Here is a 20169-nt window from a genome sequence, read left to right on the forward strand (position 1 = left end):
TTCCGTGCCGAATTCGGGCTACAGCTCAGACCAAGCACGAGTGAAGGTGAGCGCCATGGATTACAGCGACGTCAGCACGATTGCAGCCTGGGTGACCGAGCAGGGACTGAAGGGTGTTTCCGAAGCCGAGCTCATGACCGGTTTCTGCGCGGCCTGTCGTAATGCCGGCCTGCCGCTCGACCGTGGTCTGGCGCTGATGGATACGTTGCATCCGGTGCATGAGGGCCGTGCTTTCCGCTGGGACAGCGTCGAGGAGATCCAGACAGAGTTCGAATATGGTCCGACGAGCTCGGGGGAAGCGGCGTCGAACTGGCAGCGTTCGGCTTTCTATCATCTTTGGTCTCGCAACGAGCGGGAGATCCGCCGGCGTCTCGGTTTCGGCGATCCGATCGATTTCAGCCTGCTCGATACGATCGCTGAAGCCGGGCACACGGATTTCGTGGCGATGATGCATCGTTTTTCCGAGGCTGGCACGATCGGCGAGATGGATTGCTTCTTCTCGCATTTCGCGACGAAACATCCTGAGGGCTTTTCCGATCACGACCTTGCCATCCTGCGCAAGCTGGTGCCGGTGTTGGGGCTGGCGATCAAATGCATCGCGCTTGGGCGCATCGCCCGCACCATCGCGGAGGTCTATCTCGGCGAGGACGCCGCGCGCCAGGTGATGGAAGGCAAGATCAGCCGCGGCAAATCGGAGCGGATTTCCGCAGCACTCTGGTTTTCCGATCTGCTGAACTACACCAAGATCTCCGACAGCGTACCGCCGGAGGAGATCATCCCGCTGCTCAACGACTACAGCGAGGCTGTGATCACGGCGATCCACGCATCCGGCGGCAACGTGCTGAAGCTGATCGGCGACGGCGTGCTGGCGATCTTCAAGGGCGAGGTTCCGGCGGAGGCTTGTTCCGCGGCCCTACGCGCCGAATCCCTTCTGCGGGAAAAGCTCGGCACGTTGAATGATGAACGCCGAAGGGCCGGCCGGGCCGCGACCGACGTCTATATCGGCCTGCATATCGGCGACGTCTTCTACGGCAATATCGGCAGCCAGGACCGGCTGGACTTTACCGTCATCGGGCCTGCCGTCAACGAGGTCAGCCGCATCGCCTCGATCTGCCGCTCGGTCGATCTCAACCTCTTGATGTCCTCCGATTTCGCCTCGGCGATCCCGGAGGAGGAGCGCGCGACACTCGCCTGCATCGGTCGCTACGCATTGCGCGGCGTACAGCGTGCGCAGGAGCTCTATACGCTCGATAGCGCCCGGCTGAACGGCTGATCGCAGCAGCATCGGCAAGGAGGTAGAGCGGGTCGTCAGAGCTTTCCGAGGAGGCTCTGCCTCAATGCCCACTTCTCCGGCCCGTGGACGGCGGCAAAGAGCAGGCCGGCGAGGAAGGTGAAGTGATCGACGAAGAAGCCGAACTCGGCCTGGTTCTGCTGCCAATGCGATGGGCCGTGGAAGGCGAAGGCGAGGAAGATCACATAGATGCCGGCGAGCAGGCTGGCCTCCGTGAAGAAGGCACCTGTTATGAAGGCGAGCGCCAGCGCGATCTCGAAGAAGGCGGCGATCCAGGCCAGGAATGTCGCGATCGGAAAACCGGCGGCGGCGATGTAGTCCGCCGTCGCACCGATATCGGCGAACTTGAAGCCGGCCGCCATGAAGAAGATAAAACTGAAGATGATGCGGGCGACGATGATTGCGATCGCTCTGGCCATATGGAAACCTCCTCTTGAGCTTCTACTATGACGGATGAGAGGCTCGATGTCCGACACCATGAATGAAAAAGGGCCGCTTGCGCGACCCTTATCTCTTACCACTCGGCGAAGCTGCCGTCGGCGTGCCGCCAGATCGGGTTGCGCCAGCGATGGCCCTCCTTGGCGCGTTCGATGACATAAGCCTCGTCGACCTCGATGCCGAGGCCGGAACCCTGCGGGATCGAAACGAAACCATCGGCATAGTGGAACACCTCCTTGTTGGAGATGTAGTCGAGGATGTCGTTGCCCTTGTTGTAGTGGATGCCGAGGCTCTGTTCCTGGATGAAGGCGTTGTAGCTGACGGCATCGACCTGCAGGCAGGCGGCGAGCGCGATCGGGCCGAGCGGGCAATGCGGCGCCAGCGCCACGTCATAGGCTTCGGCCATCGCCGCGATCTTGCGGCATTCGGTAATGCCGCCGGCATGGGAGAGATCCGGCTGGATGATGTCGACATAGCCGTCGGACAGAACCTGCTTGAAGTCCCAGCGCGAAAACAGCCGTTCGCCGAGCGCGATCGGCGTCGAGGTATGGTTGACGATATCGCGCAGCGCTTCCTTGTTTTCCGAAAGCACCGGCTCCTCGATAAACATCAGCTTGTAGGGATCGAGCTCCTTAGCGAGAACCTTCGCCATCGGTTTGTGCACACGGCCGTGGAAATCGACGCCGATGCCGATATGCGGGCCGATCGCTTCGCGGATGGCGGCGATGGTTTCGACTGCCTTCTCCACCTTCTCGTTGGTGTCGACGATCTGCATCTCCTCGCAGCCATTGAGTTTGATCGCCTTGAAACCGCGGGCAACCACCTCCCTGGCATTGTTGGCGACATCCGAGGGACGGTCGCCGCCGATCCAGGAATAGACCTTGATACGATCACGGAGCTGGCCGCCGAGGAGCGAATGGATCGGCTGGCCGAGCGCCTTGCCCTTGATGTCCCAGAGCGCCTGGTCGATGCCCGAGATCGCGCTCATATGAACGGCGCCGCCGCGATAGAAGCCGCCGCGATACATCACGGTCCAGTGGTCCTCGATCAGGAAGGGATCCTTGCCGATCAGATAGTCTTCCAGTTCGTGGACGGTCGCCTGAACAGTCAGCGCCCGGCCCTCGACGACCGGTTCGCCCCAGCCGACGATGCCCTCGTCGGTTTCGACCTTCAAAAACAGCCAGCGCGGCGGCACGATATAGGTGGTGAGTTTGGTGATCTTCATCGCTGTCTTTCAGTTTCTTCCCGGATTTACGATCGGTGGCGCTTCGGCGGGGTTTCTGGTGATCCATCACTTCGTTCTGCCGATCGCCTTTTCGGCGGCGGCAAGGTCGCGCACCGCAAGATCGAGCATGCGGTTGGCGCATTCGCGGGCGCCCGCCTTGTCGCGCATGCGCAGGGCCTCGACCAACTGGCCGTGAACGAGCACCGCATCCTCGCGATTCTCGACGGCGATGTTGGAGGCATGCAGCGCATATTTCAGCGCCGCATGGATGGCGCTCGACAGGCGGCGGAAGACCTGGTTGTGGCTGGCGGTGAGCAGCACCGTATGGAACATGACATCGGCCTCGGTGAAGCTTTCCGGGTCGCGGGCACTGTCGCGCATCTGCCGCCAGGCCTTGTCGAGATCGGCGATCTCCTGGGCGCTGGCTCGCTCGGCGGCATATTCCGCAGCTGCCGGCTCGATGGTGCGGCGGGCTTCGAGAATGCAGCCGAGCAGGTCGAAATCCTTGATGTAAGGGCCGATCCACTCGAGCACGTCGGCATCGAGTATATTCCAGTCGTCCCGGTCGCAGACGGTGGTTCCGACCCGCGGTTTGCCGCGGACGAGGCCCTTTGATTCCAGCACCTTCAGCGATTCGCGAATGACGGTGCGGCTGACGCCGTAGAGCTCGCACAGGTCGTTCTCGCGCGGCAGCGGCGTGCCTGAGGGATAGCGGTCCGCGCAGATATCCTGAGCGATCGCCGCCGTGATGTTGCGGCCTACGCGCGGTCGGCGCTTTTCGGCCGCGTCCTGTCGCTCGATTGTTTCCAACTCACCTCTCCGCTCTATCTCCGGCGCGAAGCAATCGAACCTCATTATCCGAATTCGATCCGCTTTGCGACGCTTCCTCCCGGCCTCTCGTCAATAATCCTATTATTCCAATCATCATACATTGGCAATTGACTGGTATGATGATTTATCATAATTCATAGGGCGCTGCCGGGGAGGCAGCTGCTCGGTTTTTAGAGTTCAGGGAGAGAGACATGCGCTTGTTCAAAGCAGCCATCCTGGCTGGCACTTTCGCCATTCTGGCGGCCGGCTCGGCATTTTCCGCAGACGTCAAGATTGGGTTCATCGTCAAGCAGCCCGAGGAGCCGTGGTTCCAGGACGAATGGAAATTCGCTGACCAGGCCGCCAAGGAAAAAGGCTTCACCGTCGTCAAGATCGGCGCCGAAGACGGCGAGAAGGTGCAGTCGGCGATCGACAATCTCGGCGCCCAGGGTGCGCAGGGCTTCATCATCTGCACGCCCGACGTCAAACTCGGCCCCGGCATCGTCGCCAAGGCTGAAGCCAACCAACTGAAGCTGATGACGGTCGACGACCGCCTCGTCAGCGCCGATGGCAAGCCGTTGGAAGACGTACCGCATATGGGCATTTCTGCCACCAAGATCGGCGAGACCGTCGGCCAGGCCATCGTCGACGAAATCAAGAAGCGCGGCTGGGATATGAAAAATGTCGGTGCGGTGCGGGTCTCCTACGACCAGCTACCGACTGCCGTCGACCGCGTCGAAGGGGCGATCTCGGTGCTGAAGTCCGCCGGCTTCCCGGCCGAGAACATCTATGACGCGCCGCAGGCAAAGACCGACACGGAAGCGGCGCTCAATGCGGCAACCACCGTTCTCAACAAACATGCCGATGTGAAATATTGGGTCGCCTTCGGCCTCAACGACGAAGCCGTTCTCGGCGCCGTCCGTGCCTCCGAGTCGGTCGGCATTCCGGCGGCCAACGTCATCGGTGTCGGCATCGGCGGCGCGGAATCGGCGATCAACGAATTCAAGAAGCCGGCTGCGACGGGCTTCTTCGGCACCGTCATCATCTCACCGAAGCGTCACGGCTATGAGACGGCGCTCAACATGTATGACTGGATCGCCAACGGCAAGGAGCCGGCAAAACTGACGCTGACCGCCGGTTCCCTGGCGCTGCGCGGCGATTACGACAAGGTTCGCAAGGATCTTGGCATCGAGTGATCGTCCTTTGAGGATGATATATGCCCGGCGGCCGCTCAGCGCCGCCGGGTCTTTCTCGACGGAGCGACGATGGCTTTCCTCGAATTCAACAATATTTCCAAGGGTTATCCCGGCGTGCAGGCGCTGGCGGATGTTTCCTTCCCTGTCGAGAAGGGCGCCGTCCACGGCCTGATGGGCGAAAACGGCGCCGGTAAATCGACGCTGATCCGGGTGCTGTCAGGCGACCAGGCCGCCGATAGCGGCACCATCCTCATCGACGGCGAGGAGCAGAAATACGGCTCCGTCCGCGACGCCTTCCATGCCGGCGTCATCGTCATCCATCAGGAACTACAGCTCGTTCCGGAGTTGACGGTCGCCGAAAATCTCTGGCTTGGGCGCTTTCCGGCCAAGGGCGGCGTCATCCATTCGAAGACGTTGATCGAGACGGTGCGCACGAAGCTGGAAGAGATCGGCATCGAAGTTGATCCCGCGGCCAAGGTTGCCTCACTTTCGATCGGCGCGCGGCAGATGGTCGAGATCGCCAAGGCCGTCATGCTCGATGCACGGGTAATCGCGCTCGACGAGCCGACCTCCTCGCTTTCCTCGCGCGAAAGCGAGATCCTGTTTTCTCTCATCGAGACACTGAAGGCGAAGGGAACTGTCATCCTCTATGTCTCGCATCGTCTCGACGAAATTTTCAGGCTTTGCGACAGCCTGACGGTGCTGCGCGACGGCAAGCTTGCCGCCCACCATCCTCAAATCGGCGAAACGACGCGCGAACAGATCATCTCGGAAATGGTCGGACGCGAGATCAGCAATGTCTGGGGATGGCGCGAACGTCCGCTCGGCGCCGTTCGGCTAGAGGTCAAGGGCCTGTCGGGGCCGAGGCTGCGCCACCCGATCAGCTTTTCGGTCCGCCAGGGCGAGATTCTCGGCTTCTTCGGTCTGATCGGCGCCGGCCGCAGCGAGATGGCGCGGCTGCTTTACGGCGCCGATGCCCGGCATCAGGGCCAAGTGACGATCGACGGCGTCGCCGTTTCGCCGAACAATCCGAAAGCGGCGATCAATGCCGGCATGGTGCTGTGCCCCGAGGACCGCAAGTTCGACGGCATCGTCCAGGGCCGATCGATCGAAGAGAATATCGCGATCTCGTCGCGCCGGCATTTTTCGCCCTTCGGCATTCTGAGCCTGAGACAAGAGGCGGCGCTCGCCGACCAGTTCATCGCCAAGCTTCGGGTGCGAACGCCGTCGCGCAAGCAGGACATCATCAATCTCTCCGGCGGCAACCAGCAGAAAGTCATTCTCGGCCGCTGGCTGTCCGAGCAGGGCATCCAGGTTCTCGTCATCGACGAGCCGACGCGCGGCATCGACGTCGGGGCGAAATCGGAAATCTACGAAATCCTCTACGAGCTTGCCGCCGGCGGTATGGCGATCGTGGTGATTTCAAGCGAGTTGCCCGAAGTCATGGGCATCTCCGATCGCATCATGGTGATGTGCCAGGGCAGGGTGGCGGCCAATGTCGCCCGCCAAGATTTCGACGAGCGCAGCATCCTGACGGCGGCGCTCCCCGACAAGAATGCCGCAGGCACCATTTAGGACTGGGAACACGGACGATGCATTCGGTGAAAAAAATCCTTCTCGGCGAACAGGGACTGGTGGTGATCTTCACTGCTGCCTTCGTGATCGTCTCGCTCTTCGTGCCGAACTTTCTGACCGAGCGAAACATGCTGGGGCTGCTTCAGTCGGTCGTCACGATCGGCATCGTCGCCTGTACGATGATGTTCTGCCTGGCGTCTCGCGATTTCGACCTTTCGGTCGGATCGATCGTCGCCTTCTCCGGCATGATCGCGGTGATGGTCTCGAATGCGACGGGCTCCATTCCCCTCGGGCTGCTCGCCGCCTTGCTGTGCGGGGCCCTCGTCGGCTTCGTCAACGGCATCGTCATCGCCCGCTTTCGCATCAATGCGCTGATCACCACGCTGGCGACCATGCAGATCGTGCGCGGGCTGGCGCTGATCGCCTCGGATGGTCGCGCCGTCGGCATCAACGATCCTGCCTTCTACCAGCTTGCCCTGTCGCGTTTCCTGACCGTGCCGACGCCGATCTGGATCATGCTGATCCTTTTCATCCTCTTCGGTTTCGTTCTCAACCGCACCGTCTTCGGCAAGAACACCCTGGCGATCGGCGGCAATCCCGAGGCCTCGCGGCTTGCGGGCGTCAACGTCGTCAACATGCGCATCTGGATCTTTGCGCTGCAGGGTCTCGTCTGCGGCGTTGCCGGCATCCTGCTTGCCTCGCGCATCACCTCCGGCCAGCCGAATGCAGCGACGGGACTCGAACTCTCGGTGATTTCGGCCTGCGTTCTCGGCGGTGTTTCGCTGGCCGGCGGCAGGGCGGCGATGAGCGGTGTGATCGTCGGCGTGCTGATCATGGGCATTGCCGAAAATGTCATGAACCTCTTGAATATCCAGGCATTCTATCAATATGTCGTACGTGGGCTGATCCTGCTGATCGCGGTGCTGCTCGACAATTTGAGGTCTTCAGCTGCGGGGCGACGCGGATGAACCAAGGAAGAGCCGGCGACGAAATCGAATTGCGGCACGGCGACCTCGTCGTCCGGGTCAGCCATCGGGGTGCCGCCGTCACCGCCGCAACATATCGGGGCGTGCCCTTTCTCGTTGCGGCCGGCGGGCCTGAAGAAACGATGGCAAATTTCGCGATGGTGCCGTTCGGCAACCGCGTGGAAGGCAATGTCATGTCCTTTGCCGATCGCGACTATACCTTCCAGCCGAATACTGCCGATCCGCTCTATCGGCATGGCGATGGCTGGCTCAGCCTCTGGCAGCTTGAAGACTCGAGCCCGGAGCACGCGCAGTTCTGCTTTTCCCGGGGCGCCGACAGTGTTTCACCTTATGCCTATCTCACCCGGCAGGAGATCCGTCTCGCCGGCAATGCGCTGGTGCTGACACTTTTCGTGGAAAACCGGGGCGAAACCGCTCTTCCCTTCGGGCTCGGTCAGCATCCCTTCTTCGCGCGGACGCCAAAGACGAGGCTGATGATTGCGGCCGATCGTTACTGGAACGAGCGACCCGACCATCTTCCCGATATGCCCGGCCCCGTGCCCGATGATTTCGATTTCAGGTCCGGCAGGCTGTTGCCGCAGAAATGGATGAACAATGCCTTCGAGGGTTGGAACGGACGGGCTGCTATCACCTGGCCGGAACTTGGAATTCAGGCGGCGCTCGAAGCCGATGGTGCGCTCGATCGCTTCATGCTCTATATGCCCGTCACCCGCGGCGACTTCTTCTGCCTCGAGCCGATGAGCCACTTGCCGAACGGCCACCACCTGCCCGATTTCGGTGGGCTCAGGCGGCTTGCGCCGGGGGAGGCTCTTGCCGGCACGGTGACGATCCTGATGTCGGAACTGCCGGTTCAATCGGAGGTGAGATAGATGGGCAGCCGCCTGCATGGCAAGAACATCCTGATCACGGGTGCCGCGCAGGGTATCGGTCTTGCGATGGCAAAGGCTTTCATGCGGGAGGATGCCGCCGTTTTTCTCGTCGATCGCGATGCGGCGCGGCTGGCGAAGGCAGCGAAAGCGCTTCAGAGCAGTGGCGGCCGGCTTGGTTATCTGCCGGCCGACATTACCGATGCCGGAACGATCACGACGTTGGTGGCCCAGGCGAAGGAAGAGATCGGAGAGCTGAACGCGCTCGTCAACAATGCCGGGGTGAATGTCTTTGCCGAACCACTCGAGACGACGGACGAGGAATGGAACCGCTGCTTCGACATCAATCTCAAGGGCGCCTGGAACTGCTGCAAGGCGGTGCTGCCCGGCCTGATCGAACAGGGCGGCGGCGTCATTCTCAACATTGCCTCGACGCACGCTTTCACCATCATCCCGCACACATTTCCCTATCCGCTGGCAAAACACGCCCTGCTCGGGATGACGAAATCCCTGGGTCTCGAATATGCGGCCCGCAATATCCGCGTCAACGCACTGGCGCCGGGCTATGTCTCGACACAGAAGGTGATCGATTACTGGAACAGCTTCCCCGACCCGGAAGCGGCAAAGGCCGAAACGATGAGGCTGCATCCCGGCGGGCGCATCGCGACACCGGAGGAGATCGCCATGGCGGCCGTGTTCATGATTTCGGACGAATGCCCGTTCATGAATGGCACTTGCCTGACGATCGACGGTGGTCTCAGCGTCTTGCAGCATCCCGGCTGAAAGGGCTTCGATTTTCGCTGATTTTTACAGGCCTGTCGTCTTCTCCGGATAGAGCATTATATTGCCCTTCGGGAAGGCTATTTGATCTCCCGCGGGCATGGAGCGGCGCCCTGCCGCTTGCTCGAAAGCACAATCGAAACAGGAGGACGGCATGCAGATCAATCGTACGGCTTCGGCCCATTGGACCGGTGGCCTCAAGGACGGCAAAGGCCTGATCTCGACGCAGAGCGGCGCCCTGAAGGACTATCCCTACGGCTTCGCAAGTCGTTTCGAAGGCATTGCCGGCACCAACCCGGAAGAACTGATCGGCGCAGCCCATGCCGGTTGCTTCACCATGGCGCTGTCGTTGATCCTCGGCGAAGCCGGCTTTACCGCCGAGCATATGGAAACCTCCGCCAAGGTAACGCTGGAAAGCGTCGAGGGCGGCTTTGCCATCACCGCCATCCATCTTTCGCTCTCTGGCCGTATTCCCGGTGCCGATGAGGCGACCTTCACCGAGCTTGCCAACAAGGCCAAGGCCGGTTGTCCTGTGTCCAAGGCGCTCGCCTCCGTTCCGATCACGCTCGACGTCAAGCTCGCCTGATGTCCGGCCGCCGATGAGGTGCCGCGCGCGTTTCGCGTCGCGGCACTTTTCAATTGCGCCCGATCGCCATCGTCCATCTGCTTCAGAAAATCCCTCACACGACCAAATGGCTGTCCTGCCGAGAGCTGTACTGCGCTCAGGGATGTTGACAAGTGACGCCTGATATTTTACGACTGACGAAATTCAAAATTCGTCAGTCGTAATTCGAGGCATCGAAAATCATGGACGAGATTGCGGAAAACACGCTCGACATCACTCGGCAGGAGAATGTCACCCGCATTCTTGATGCGGCCGAGCGGCTGTTTCGGCATTATGGCTACAGCAAGACGACGGTGGCCGACATTGCCCGCGATCTTGGCATGTCGCCCGCCAATATCTATCGTTTCTTCGCCTCCAAGGTGGAAATCCACCAGGCGCTCTGCGGGCGCATGCTCGCCACCGCTTATCAGATCGCCTACGACATCCGCCATCAGCCGATCAGCGCCAGCGAGCGGTTGCGCCGCTATGTCGAGACCCAGCATCAATTGACGCTGGATCTGATGCTCGATGAGATGAAGGTGCATGAGATGATCATCGTCGCGATCGAGCGCGACTGGCACGTCATCGAAAAACATATCGACCGCGTCCATGATCTCATTGCCGAAATCATTGCCGAAGGCATTGCCGCCGGCGAGTTCGTCGAGCAGGACCCGGTCGTTGCCTCGCGCTGCTTCGGCGCGGCGACGATCAATCTCTGCCATCCGCAAATGGTGGCCCAATGCCTTGCCAAAACCAACCGCGCAAGCGTCGACGAACTGATCGACTACGTGATCAGGGCGCTGAAGAAATAATGGACGGCAGCCGCCGTCGAGACCCCCGAAACGATCCAGGAGTGCGGAAGATGTTTTCGCTCAAGACCCTCAGCTACCGCATGCCGTCCGTCACCAGTCTCGCGCTCGTCGGCGCGATCGGCATCGGCGTTTCCGCCTGCTCGGAAGAGAAGGCTGAGGTCAAGCAAGTCGTCCGGCCGGTGAAGGTCGTCGAGATCGCCAAGGCCGGCGACACGCGCAAGCTCGATTATTCCGGCTCGGTCAAGGCGCGCACGGAGATGAACCTCGGTTTCCGCGTCGCCGGCAAGATCACAGAACGCCTCGTCGATATCGGCGACCGGGTGACACCGGGCGATGTTCTTGCCCGCGTCGACGCCACGGATTACCAGCTGGCGGTCAGGACGGCCGAAGCCAATCTCGCCGCGGCCGAAAGGGGTGTCGAAACCACCGATCTCGTCAACAAACGCGCCGAGCAGCTTTTCGACAAGAGTGTCGCCCCGAAGTCGCAGGTTGAACAGGCCTCACTCAGCCATGACCAGGCGATCTCGCAGCGCGATGCCGCCCTTTCGGCGCTCGACCAGGCGAAAAACCAGGTGAGCTACACCGAGCTCAAGGCCGGTCAGAACGGCATCGTCACCGCGATCAATGCCGATACCGGCCAGGTCGTCGGCTCCGGCACCGCCGTCGTCACCGTTGCCGTCGACGGCGAGAAGGAAGTGCAAATCGCGGTTCCGGAAAACGACATTGCCGAATTCAAGCCGGGCAAGACAGTCAAGGCCAGTTTCTGGGCCGACGACAGGCTGGTGCTCGACGGCAAGGTGCGGGAGGTTTCCGGTAGCGCCGACCAGCAATCGCGCACCTTTGCGGTTCGCGTGAGCTTGCCGAACGATCCGCAGGTGCTGCTCGGCATGACGGCGACGATCGAGGCCGATGTCAGCAATGGCAACAGCTATGTCTCGATCCCGCTCAGCGCGCTCGCCGAGAAGGACGGCAAGAAGATGGTCTGGACCGTCGATCGCGATACGTCGACTGTGCATGGCCGCGACATCAAGGTCGCCGATTTCACCGGCGACGGCGTGCATGTGATCGAGGGCCTCGACAGCGGCGATCTCGTCGTTGCGGCCGGCACGCAGTTCATGAGCGAAAACCTGAAGGTGAAGGTGCCGGACCAGCAGTCGGCCCTGGCCGCCACGGACCAGACCGTCCGCTGATCGGGCCATAGGATAGGGAATAAGACCATGGACGCCACCACCACCGAGAAGCGGCCCTTCAACCTGTCGCGCTGGGCAATCGGACATCCGAGCATCGCCCGTTTCCTCTTCGGGCTGATCATCATCACCGGCGTGCTCGGGCTGATGCGCATGGGCCAGCGCGAGGATCCCGAATTCACCTTCCGCGTCATGGTCGTTCAGGCGATCTGGCCGGGCGCTTCCATACAGGAGATGGAAGATCAGGTCGTCAACAAGATCGAGCGCAAGCTGCAGGAAACTCCGCATATCGACTGGGTCAAGTCCTATACGCGGGCGGGCAGTGCGATCATCACCCTGCAGGTCAAGGGCGATACGAATTCGAAGGATGTGGCGGACGCTTTCTACCAGGTGCGCAAGAAGGTCGGCGACATCTCCAGCGAGCTGCCGCAGGGCCTGCTCGGCCCCTATTTCAACGACGAGTTCGGCGACACGTTCATCACACTGCATTCGATCAGCGGCGACGGCTATTCCTATCCGGAACTGAAGAAATTCGCGATCCAGGCGCGCGACATGCTGCTGACGACGCCGGGCGTCGAGAAGGCCGTGATCATCGGCGACCAGCCTGAGAAGATCTATATCGACGTCTCGTCCAAGGCGCTCGCCGAGCGCGGCCTGACGATCCTCGATCTGCAGAATGCCATCAAGGGCCAGAACAATGTCGATCCGGCCGGCTCCGTCGATACCGGCTTGCGCTCGGTGCGCATATCCGTCGAAGGCGACGTGAAGAAGGCGACCGATATTCGCGAGCTGCGCCTTCGCGCCGGCGGCCAGGTGACGCGGCTTGGCGATATCGCCACCGTCAGTTCCGGGCTCGAAGATCCCTATCAGCGCAAGTACCGTTTCAACGGCCACGAGAGCGTTCAGGTCGGCGTCGTCATGGCCAAGGGCTTCAACGTCACCGATGTCGGCAAGGATGTGGAGGCGACCTATCAGCGCTTCGAGGAGGCGCTGCCTTATGGCGTCTCGGTCGATCAGATCGCCAACCAGCCCGACGTGGTGACGGACGCGATCAGCGAATTCATGCATGCGCTCGGCGAAGCCCTCGTCATCGTGCTGGTTGTCTCGTTCCTGTCGATCGGCTGGCGTTCGGGCCTCGTCATCGCCATCGCCATTCCTCTGGTGCTCGCAGCCACCTTCGCGCTGATGTACGAACTCGGCATCGACCTGCAGCGCATCTCGCTCGGCGCGCTGATCATCGCGCTCGGCCTGCTCGTCGACGATGCGATGATCGTCGTCGAGATGATGGAGCGAAAGCTGGAGGAGGGGCTCGTCAAGATCGAAGCGGCGAGCTTCGCCTATTCCTCGACCGCCTTCCCGATGCTGACGGGTACGCTGATCACCACGGCCGGCTTCATCCCCGTCGGCTTTGCCGCATCGACGGCCGGCGAATATGTGCGGTCGCTGTTCTATGTGGTCGGTATCGCGCTGGTGACCTCGTGGTTCGTCGCGGTCTACTTCACGCCGTGGCTCGGCTATATGATCCTCAAGCAGCGCCATCACGCCGGCGAGCATCACGATGCCTTCGACACCGGCTTCTATCGCCGGCTGCGCGGCACGGTCGGCTGGGCGGTGCGCCACCGGGTCATCGTGCTGCTTCTGACGCTCGGCACCTTCGTCACCAGCCTCTGGGCCTTCCAGTTCATCCCGCAGAATTTCTTCCCGCAGTCCTCGCGGCCGGAAATCCTCGTCGATCTCTGGCTGCCCGAGGGCACCAGCATCAAGGAAGTCGAGGTGCAGGCAAAGGCGCTCGAAGCCAAGATGATGGACGACCCCGACAAGAAGTTCATCGCCACCTATATCGGCGAAGGCGCGCCGCGTTTCTTCCTGCCGCTCGACCAGCAGCTGCGCAATCCGAACTTCGCCCAGTTGCTCGTCATGGCCAATGACGAACCGGCGCGCGAGCGGCTGATCACCAAGCTGCGGACGATCCTTGCGGAAGACTTCCCCGACATTCGCGGCAAGGTCGACCGCCTCTTCCTCGGCCCACCGACTGGCTGGCCCGTGCAAATGCGCGTCATGGGGCCGGACCGCGGGGAAGTCAGGGCGATCGCCGATCAGGTGAAGGCGCGTTTCCAGGCCAATCCGATGCTCGGCGCCATCCATGACGATTGGCTGGAGCAGGTGCCGGCGATGAAGTTGGTGATCGACCAGGATCGCGCCCGGGCACTCGGCGTCACTTCGCAGCGCGTTCGCCAGATGTTGCAGACTGCCATGTCGGGTGCGGCGCTCGATGATTTCCGCGACGGCGAGGAGACGGTCTCGATCGTCGCCCGCGAGCCGGATGCCAGCCGTTCGCTGCTGTCGGCGGTCAACTCTGTCTATGTGCCGACGGACTTCGGCGGCTTCGTGCCGGTCTCGCAGGTCGCCAAGGTCGTGCCGGTCATGGAGCAGGGCATCGAATGGCGGCGCGACCGCCTGCCGACGATCACCGTGCGTGCGACGCTGCCCGACGATGTGCAGCCGAACGATGTGGTGATGAAGATGTATGCCGACATGAAGGACCTGCGCGACAGCCTGCCGGCCGGCTATAAAGTCGAGATCCAGGGCGGCGCCGAGGATGCGGCGGAAAGCCAGATGTCGATCGCCGCCAAGGCGCCGATCATGCTCGCCGTCATCATCGTGCTGCTGATGATACAGCTGCAGCATTTCGGCAAGGCGATGCTGGTGCTCGCCACCGGGCCGCTCGGCATTATCGGTGCGGCGGCGGCACTGCTGATCAGCGGTGCGCCCTTCGGCTTCGTGGCGATCCTCGGGGTCATCGCGCTGCTCGGCATCATCATGCGCAACTCGATCATCCTGGTTGACCAGATTGACCAGGATATCAAAGCCGGCATGCACCGGCAGGAGGCGATCGTCGGCGCGGCCGTGCGGCGTTTCCGGCCGATCATGCTGACGGCGCTGACCGCCGTGCTGGCGCTTATCCCGATCTCGCGCGGCGTCTTCTGGGGTCCGCTCGCCTACGCGATGATGGGCGGCATCCTGGTTGCCACAGTGCTCACCATTCTGGTTCTGCCCGCCGGTTACGCCCTTTTCTTCGGCCGGGAGCCGAAGGCGAAGGACGAGCCAGGCCAGCATGCCGACGCCATCCAGGAAGAGGCGGATGACAGGCATCCGCCGGCGTTGGCAGCAGAGTGAGGACGGCGCGGCGAAAGCCGCGCCGTTTTCCTTGCAGGCCCGCAGATCCCGACCAAGATGCACCGCTGTTGAACCCGTAGAGCCTGGTTGGAAGGCTTTGAACGGTTTTCATGCTGCAGCCCGCCCTGAACCTGCGCGCCGATTCCATTGCCGCCTCGAAAAAGCTAAGCTGGGAAAGCACGCCGGGAGTCCAGTCGCGATCCCGGTCATTCATCGACGGGGCAGGGCACGACCATGGCCGATTACCATCTGGAAGCAAGCTGGAGCCCGATCGAGGGCAGCTTTGGGCGCTTGACCTTCACGCTGTTCAATCTTTCGGCCGAGCCGCTCTCCGGCTTCTCGCTGGCCTACACCTCGGAAACGCGCGTTGCCGACAAACATGTCTGCGATGGCGGCAGCCTCAAACAGCAGCTCGCGCATTTCCACGAATTCCTACCGAGCGACGGCCTGAGCGTGGCGCCCGGGGGGCGCTGGCGGTTCACCGTCGAGGGCCTGACCAGAGAGCCGAAACATGCGACATCAGGTATCAAATCGGCCTATCTGACACTTGGCGACGGGCGCCATGTTCCCGTCGGTTTCGGCGATCTCATGCTCGAAGGCCGGGAAGGCGGCGTGGCGCCGCCGCTTCTGCCGCCGGGTCGGGCCGAGGAGCCCTATGCGCTGCTGCCCTGGCCGCTGGCTCTCGGGCTGAAGGCAGGAGAGCTGCCCGTCGTCCTTTATCCGGCCGAGCGGACGCGGCCCGATGCGGTCAAGGCGCTCGCCCTGGTTCTGGAACTCTACCAGCGGCTCTATCCGGCCGACAACGTCCCGTTCTCCCTCAGTGCCGTCAAAGGCGGACGGGCCATTCGTTTCGTCACCGAATCCTCGATCGCCGCCTTTGCCTATGAATTGCGTTTCACCGCGCATGAGATCGTTCTGTCGAGTGCCGATGCCGCTGGGCGGCAATACGGGCTGATCAGCCTGGCGCAGCTGCTGCATGGCGGCCGCGCCGATCGTGAGAGCTTCAAATTCCCCAATTTCGGCACGATCGCCGACCAGCCGCGTTATGACTGGCGCGGTTGTCATCTCGACGTGTCCAGGCAGTTTTATCCGGTGGCCGATATCATGCGGCTGATCGATATTCTCGCCTGGAACAAGCTCAACATCTTCCACTGGCATCTGACCGACGACGAAGCCTGGCGGCTGGAGATCAAGGCCTATCCCGCACTGACGGAGATCGGCGCGCGGCGCGGACCGGATGAAGTGCTCATGCCGCAGCTCGGCGACGGGGCGGAACCGCGCTCCGGCCATTACACCCAGGACGATGTCAGGCGGATCGTTGCGCATGCGGCCTCTCTGCACATCGACGTGGTGCCGGAAATCGATATTCCCGGCCACAGCAGCGCGACGCTGCTGTCGCTACCCGCGCTTGTCGACGGGCAGGAGGCGCCGGACAGCTACCGCTCGGTGCAGGGTTATCCCAACAATGCCCTCAATCCGGCTGTCGAATTCACCTATGAATTCCTCGGCAAGGTGTTCGACGAGATGGTGGCGCTGTTTCCCAGCGAATATCTTCATATCGGCGGCGACGAAGTGGCGCAGGGCTCCTGGCTTTCCTCGCCGCTCTGCAAGGCATTGATGGAGCGGGAGAAACTTGCCGGCACCGCCGAGCTGCAATCCTATTTCCTGAAACGTATCAAAGCCATGCTGTCGAAGCGCGGCAGGAAGCTCGCCGGCTGGAACGAGGTCTCGCATGGCGGCGGCGTCGAGCGCGACGGCACGCTGCTGATGGCCTGGGAAAAGCCTGCCGTCGGCATCGAGCTGGCACAGGAAGGCTACGACGTGGTGATGACGCCGGGCCAGGCCTATTATCTCGACATGGCGCAGGCCGAAGCCTGGGCCGAACCCGGCGCGGGCTGGGCGGGGTTCAGCCCGCCGGAACACACCTATGCTTATGAGGCCGAGGGCGAGCTGCCGGAGGCGCTGCAGCAGAAGATGCGCGGCATCCAGGCCTGCATTTGGACCGAGAACTTCCTGTCCCGCGCCTATTTCAACCGGCTGGCTTTTCCGCGCCTTCCGGCCGTTGCCGAGGCTGCCTGGACGCCTTTGGCGCGCAAGGACTGGGATCGGTTCGCAGCGATCGTGCGGATGTGGCCGGTGCTTTAGGGAGTCCTCTGGATTTAGGCCGCCTCGGCCTTCAACCCCAGCAGGGCTGCGCCGATCAGGCCGGGCTCGATGCGGCATTCGCTGCGCACCACCAGCGGGCGCTCGAACTTGCGCAGGATGCGGGCGCGCACGGCGTGGTCGAGTTCAGCCAGCAGCGGCTCGACATTGGAAAGCCCGCCGCCGACCGGGACGATGGTCGCGCCGGTGATGTTGATCGTTAGCGCCAAGGGCGAGGCGACGAGATCGACATAGAGGTCGATCGTGCGTGTCGCCTTATCCTCGCCCTGGCGCCACTGGGCGATGATCTCCTCACTGGAAAGGTCGAGATTGTGCAGCGTCTGATGCAGCCGCTCCAGGCCGCGAGCGCCGCCGACGGTGTCGACGCAGCCCTTCTGGCCGCAGCCGCAGGCATAGGCGGGAATGGCGACGGGTGGATTGCCTGCTGCGGATGCGATGATCGGCCCGTGACCCCATTCGCCGGCAAAACCGCCGGCCTCATTGACGAGGCGTCCGTCGGCAACCAAGCCGCCGCCGACGCCGGTGCCGAGGATGGCGCCGAAGACGATGCGGTGGCCGCGGCCGGCGCCGAGGCCGGCTTCGGCCATGGCGAAACAGTCGGCGTCGTTGGCAATCAGCACCGGAAGGCCGAGCTCGGTTTCGAGGTCGGCCGCGAGCGTGCGGCCGTGAATGCAGGGAATGTTGGCGCAGATCAGGCGCTGGGTATCGGGATCGACGACGCCGGCGATGGAAAGCGCGATGCGGCTCGGCCGTTCGCCGGTTTCAGCGATAATGTCGCGCAGGGTCTCGACGAAAGCGGCGAAATCATCCTTCGGCGTCGGGCGGCGGCCGAGGGGAACGATGTCTGTCTCGGAGCGGGCGATGCCCCCTTTGATGGCGGTGCCGCCGATGTCGAATGAAATGATCATTGCACTCTGCCGTTTCTCTGGTCTCCGCGTCTGCTTGCATTGTTGGCGGGGAATTTCAAGCGCTCATTCGGCGGCGGTGTTGGCTGCTTCAGGGGCGTGCCGTGTGGCACCCCGCTGTTCTGTCGGATATCTCGCCCACGGGTGGGGCGATTGGATAGCCGGGATCGGCTCCGATCGCAGCTACAATTTCTAACCCGCAAGTCATTCAATTGGCATATTGCATCGCCAGAATCCGGCCCTACACTTTCATCAACCGCCGGATCCACGATCATCGATACGAGAGAAAACAGTACCATCCGAAGACCACGTCCCAAAGGCCGCCGCCTCTCATCCATTTTACGGCAGATGGCCGCCGACCAGAGCCGTGAGCGGATCTCGATCGGTGATCTATTCGACACGATGGGCGACAGGGCGATCAGCGCGTTGATGCTGATCTTCGCGCTGCCGAACGCCTTTCCCACGCCGCCCGGCACTTCGGCCGTGCTCGGCGCGCCATTGGTCTTCCTGGCCGCGCAATTGACGTTCGGGCTGCAACCCTGGCTGCCGAGGGTGATTGCCGACCGTTCGATGCGGCGGGAGGATTTCGAGAATATCGTCGGCCGCATTCACCGCTGGCTCGCCTGGGCCGAGCGCATGCTGAAGCCGAGGCTTGCGATCTTTGCCGAGCCGCCGGCGGAATATCTCGCCGGGGCCGCCTGTCTGCTGCTGTCGATCGTGCTGCTGCTGCCGGTCCCGCTCGGCAACATCCTGCCGGCGATCACGATCTCGGTCTTCGCTTTCGGCATATTGGGCCGTGACGGTCTCTTCGCGCTCATCGGCTTCGTGATGACGGCCGTGTCGCTCGTCATCGCCGGCGGGGTGATCTACGGGCTGGTGAAGGCGGCGATCTATCTCGTCGTGCAATGGTTCGCCTGAGTGGGGTTTGGCTAAGTGCGGGTTGCCTAAGCGGGGTTGCATGAGCGGAGTTTGCATCGGTGATAGCGGTTATTTGGCGGGGCTCTTTGCAACAGGCTCGACATTTGCCGGAATTTTGTTTTGATCTGGCGCGATACAAATTCAAATCATGTTCGGCGGCGGCACGCCGGCTCACTTTGCGCGGTAGGCATTAAATGGCAAAAAGATCAGAGACCCCTGCACGGCTCGACGATGCGGCTCGGGCTGGCTGGCTCTATTACGTCGCCGGGCGCACGCAGGATGAAATCGCCGCTGCGATGGGCATCTCGCGCCAATCGGCGCAGCGGCTGGTGTCGCTGGCGGTCGCCGAGCGCCTGATCAAGGTGCGGCTCGATCATCCGATCGCCGCCTGCCTGGAACTCGGCAGTCAGTTGCGCCGGAAATTCGGGCTGAAACATGTTGAGGTGGTGCCGAGTGATCCCGCGTCGTCATCGACGACGGTCGGTATCGCCGAGGCGGCGGCCGCCGAGATCGAGCGGTGGCTGAAACGGCCGGAGCCAATCGTCCTCGCCATCGGCACCGGCCGCACGCTGAAAGCGGCCGTCGACCAACTGCCGGCGATCGAATGTCCGAATCACCGCATCGTTTCGCTGACCGGCAATATCGCCCCGGACGGGTCGGCGGCCTATTACAACGTCATCTTCAGCATGGCCGATGCGGTGAAGGCGCGGCACTATCCGATGCCGTTGCCGGTGCTGGTCACCTCGGCGGAGGAACGGGAGCTGCTGCACGGCCAGCAACTGGTGCGTTCGACGCTCGACATGAGTGCGCAAGCCGATGTTACCTTCGTCGGCATCGGCGAACTCGGCATCGACGGGCCGCTCTGCGTCGACGGTTTTCTCGAGAAGGACGAGATGATGGAGCTGATGCGCGGCGGCGCGGTCGGCGAGATCTGCGGCTGGATCTTCGATGTCGACGGCAGGTTGCTCGACAACCCGATCAACGAGCGCGTCGCGTCGGCGCCGATCCCGTCCCGCGACGCGTCGATCGTCATTGGACTGGCCAAGGGCAAGCGCAAATTCAAGGCGATCAGGGCTGCCATTGTCGGCCATCAAATCAATGCTCTGATCACCGATGAAGAAACTGCTGAGTTTTTGCTCAGGAATTGAGCAAAAAATATTCTAGTTAAATCAATGAGATGACTATCGCCTTCGGCATTGCAGCAACGATTGCCGATTGACATTCTTTGTTGATTGT

At 62.2% G+C, this 20169-nt stretch carries 17 protein-coding genes; 13 read left to right on the top strand and 4 right to left on the bottom strand.

Features of this window, described 5'->3' with window-relative positions:
* The first annotated feature begins 55 nt into the window (after window positions 1-55).
* A complete protein-coding gene (locus tag ACMUVN_RS19470) occupies window positions 56-1273 on the top strand; it encodes an adenylate/guanylate cyclase domain-containing protein (RefSeq protein ID WP_127430705.1) in 1218 nt (405 codons plus the stop codon).
* A gap of 35 nt (window positions 1274-1308) precedes the next feature.
* On the opposite strand, the gene ACMUVN_RS19475 is transcribed toward ACMUVN_RS19470, so the two are convergent.
* From ACMUVN_RS19475 to ACMUVN_RS19485, 3 genes are all read right to left on the bottom strand, one after another.
* The gene (locus tag ACMUVN_RS19475; RefSeq protein ID WP_168332553.1) at window positions 1309-1710 is read right to left on the bottom strand and encodes a DoxX family protein; all 402 of its coding nucleotides are present in this window, start codon (window positions 1708-1710) and stop codon (window positions 1309-1311) included.
* A gap of 95 nt (window positions 1711-1805) precedes the next feature.
* Window positions 1806-2954 carry a galactonate dehydratase gene (gene dgoD / locus ACMUVN_RS19480; protein ID WP_414815397.1) on the bottom strand — a complete coding sequence of 383 codons (1149 nt, stop codon included), beginning with the start codon at window positions 2952-2954 and terminating at the stop codon, window positions 1806-1808.
* A 66-nt stretch (window positions 2955-3020) separates the two neighbouring features.
* The gene (locus tag ACMUVN_RS19485; RefSeq protein ID WP_414815398.1) at window positions 3021-3764 is read right to left on the bottom strand and encodes a FadR/GntR family transcriptional regulator; all 744 of its coding nucleotides are present in this window, start codon (window positions 3762-3764) and stop codon (window positions 3021-3023) included.
* A 212-nt stretch (window positions 3765-3976) separates the two neighbouring features.
* Here ACMUVN_RS19485 and ACMUVN_RS19490 point away from each other — a divergent pair, with 212 nt between their 5' ends.
* From ACMUVN_RS19490 to ACMUVN_RS19535, 10 genes are all read left to right on the top strand, one after another.
* Window positions 3977-4960 carry an arabinose ABC transporter substrate-binding protein gene (locus ACMUVN_RS19490; RefSeq protein WP_063475266.1) on the top strand — a complete coding sequence of 328 codons (984 nt, stop codon included), beginning with the start codon at window positions 3977-3979 and terminating at the stop codon, window positions 4958-4960.
* A 69-nt stretch (window positions 4961-5029) separates the two neighbouring features.
* On the top strand, window positions 5030-6535 hold the full coding sequence (gene araG, locus ACMUVN_RS19495; RefSeq protein ID WP_063475267.1) for an L-arabinose ABC transporter ATP-binding protein AraG: 1506 nt from the start codon (window positions 5030-5032) through the stop codon (window positions 6533-6535).
* Window positions 6536-6552: 17 nt separating this feature from the next.
* Window positions 6553-7503 carry an L-arabinose ABC transporter permease AraH gene (gene araH, locus ACMUVN_RS19500; RefSeq protein ID WP_047616201.1) on the top strand — a complete coding sequence of 317 codons (951 nt, stop codon included), beginning with the start codon at window positions 6553-6555 and terminating at the stop codon, window positions 7501-7503.
* Window positions 7500-8390, top strand: a complete 891-nt coding sequence (locus tag ACMUVN_RS19505; RefSeq protein WP_414815399.1) for an aldose 1-epimerase — start codon at window positions 7500-7502, stop codon at window positions 8388-8390. The genes araH and ACMUVN_RS19505 overlap by 4 nt, the downstream gene beginning before the upstream one ends.
* On the top strand, window positions 8391-9170 hold the full coding sequence (locus tag ACMUVN_RS19510; RefSeq protein ID WP_047616204.1) for an SDR family oxidoreductase: 780 nt from the start codon (window positions 8391-8393) through the stop codon (window positions 9168-9170). It begins immediately after the preceding gene.
* A gap of 151 nt (window positions 9171-9321) precedes the next feature.
* On the top strand, window positions 9322-9753 hold the full coding sequence (locus tag ACMUVN_RS19515) for an OsmC family protein (protein WP_047616206.1): 432 nt from the start codon (window positions 9322-9324) through the stop codon (window positions 9751-9753).
* A gap of 221 nt (window positions 9754-9974) precedes the next feature.
* Complete coding sequence (locus ACMUVN_RS19520; protein ID WP_047616208.1) at window positions 9975-10583, top strand: TetR family transcriptional regulator; 609 nt, start codon at window positions 9975-9977, stop codon at window positions 10581-10583.
* Between the two features lie 50 nt (window positions 10584-10633).
* Complete coding sequence (locus ACMUVN_RS19525) at window positions 10634-11773, top strand: efflux RND transporter periplasmic adaptor subunit (RefSeq protein ID WP_047616210.1); 1140 nt, start codon at window positions 10634-10636, stop codon at window positions 11771-11773.
* Window positions 11774-11800: 27 nt separating this feature from the next.
* Window positions 11801-14947 carry an efflux RND transporter permease subunit gene (locus ACMUVN_RS19530; protein WP_047616212.1) on the top strand — a complete coding sequence of 1049 codons (3147 nt, stop codon included), beginning with the start codon at window positions 11801-11803 and terminating at the stop codon, window positions 14945-14947.
* 234 nt (window positions 14948-15181) lie between these two features.
* Window positions 15182-17092, top strand: a complete 1911-nt coding sequence (locus ACMUVN_RS19535; protein ID WP_132575799.1) for a family 20 glycosylhydrolase — start codon at window positions 15182-15184, stop codon at window positions 17090-17092.
* A 14-nt stretch (window positions 17093-17106) separates the two neighbouring features.
* Here the strand turns inward: ACMUVN_RS19535 and ACMUVN_RS19540 are convergent, their stop codons facing one another.
* Entirely contained in the window at window positions 17107-18018 is a 912-nt protein-coding gene (locus ACMUVN_RS19540; protein WP_132575800.1) for an ROK family protein, read from the bottom strand.
* 345 nt (window positions 18019-18363) lie between these two features.
* On the opposite strand from ACMUVN_RS19540, the gene ACMUVN_RS19545 reads away from it, so the two are divergent.
* Both ACMUVN_RS19545 and ACMUVN_RS19550 read left to right on the top strand, forming a co-directional pair.
* A complete protein-coding gene (locus ACMUVN_RS19545; protein WP_414815400.1) occupies window positions 18364-18933 on the top strand; it encodes an exopolysaccharide biosynthesis protein in 570 nt (189 codons plus the stop codon).
* Window positions 18934-19127: 194 nt separating this feature from the next.
* Window positions 19128-20081 (top strand): sugar-binding transcriptional regulator, encoded by a 954-nt coding sequence (locus ACMUVN_RS19550; protein ID WP_047616217.1) that lies wholly within the window; start codon window positions 19128-19130, stop codon window positions 20079-20081.
* Window positions 20082-20169 lie beyond the last annotated feature (88 nt).

Origin of the sequence: Rhizobium sp. IY2 (genome assembly GCF_047532935.1) — a bacterium.
Taxonomy (GTDB): Bacteria; Pseudomonadota; Alphaproteobacteria; order Rhizobiales; family Rhizobiaceae; genus Rhizobium; species Rhizobium anhuiense.

Excerpts from the sequence above, each read along its gene's own strand:
- ACMUVN_RS19515 (WP_047616206.1), top strand. The coding sequence starts at position 9,322 with ATGCAGATCAATCGTACGGCTTCGGCCCATTGGACCGGTGGCCTCAAG.
- ACMUVN_RS19510 (WP_047616204.1), top strand. The coding sequence starts at position 8,391 with ATGGGCAGCCGCCTGCATGGCAAGAACATCCTGATCACGGGTGCCGCG.
- ACMUVN_RS19530 (WP_047616212.1), top strand. The coding sequence starts at position 11,801 with ATGGACGCCACCACCACCGAGAAGCGGCCCTTCAACCTGTCGCGCTGG.
- ACMUVN_RS19545 (WP_414815400.1), top strand. The coding sequence starts at position 18,364 with ATGGCCGCCGACCAGAGCCGTGAGCGGATCTCGATCGGTGATCTATTC.
- araH (WP_047616201.1), top strand. The coding sequence starts at position 6,553 with ATGCATTCGGTGAAAAAAATCCTTCTCGGCGAACAGGGACTGGTGGTG.
- ACMUVN_RS19535 (WP_132575799.1), top strand. The coding sequence starts at position 15,182 with ATGGCCGATTACCATCTGGAAGCAAGCTGGAGCCCGATCGAGGGCAGC.
- ACMUVN_RS19505 (WP_414815399.1), top strand. The coding sequence starts at position 7,500 with ATGAACCAAGGAAGAGCCGGCGACGAAATCGAATTGCGGCACGGCGAC.
- ACMUVN_RS19475 (WP_168332553.1), bottom strand. The coding sequence starts at position 1,710 with ATGGCCAGAGCGATCGCAATCATCGTCGCCCGCATCATCTTCAGTTTT.
- ACMUVN_RS19520 (WP_047616208.1), top strand. The coding sequence starts at position 9,975 with ATGGACGAGATTGCGGAAAACACGCTCGACATCACTCGGCAGGAGAAT.
- ACMUVN_RS19540 (WP_132575800.1), bottom strand. The coding sequence starts at position 18,018 with ATGATCATTTCATTCGACATCGGCGGCACCGCCATCAAAGGGGGCATC.
- ACMUVN_RS19550 (WP_047616217.1), top strand. The coding sequence starts at position 19,128 with ATGGCAAAAAGATCAGAGACCCCTGCACGGCTCGACGATGCGGCTCGG.
- dgoD (WP_414815397.1), bottom strand. The coding sequence starts at position 2,954 with ATGAAGATCACCAAACTCACCACCTATATCGTGCCGCCGCGCTGGCTG.
- ACMUVN_RS19490 (WP_063475266.1), top strand. The coding sequence starts at position 3,977 with ATGCGCTTGTTCAAAGCAGCCATCCTGGCTGGCACTTTCGCCATTCTG.
- ACMUVN_RS19525 (WP_047616210.1), top strand. The coding sequence starts at position 10,634 with ATGTTTTCGCTCAAGACCCTCAGCTACCGCATGCCGTCCGTCACCAGT.
- araG (WP_063475267.1), top strand. The coding sequence starts at position 5,030 with ATGGCTTTCCTCGAATTCAACAATATTTCCAAGGGTTATCCCGGCGTG.
- ACMUVN_RS19470 (WP_127430705.1), top strand. The coding sequence starts at position 56 with ATGGATTACAGCGACGTCAGCACGATTGCAGCCTGGGTGACCGAGCAG.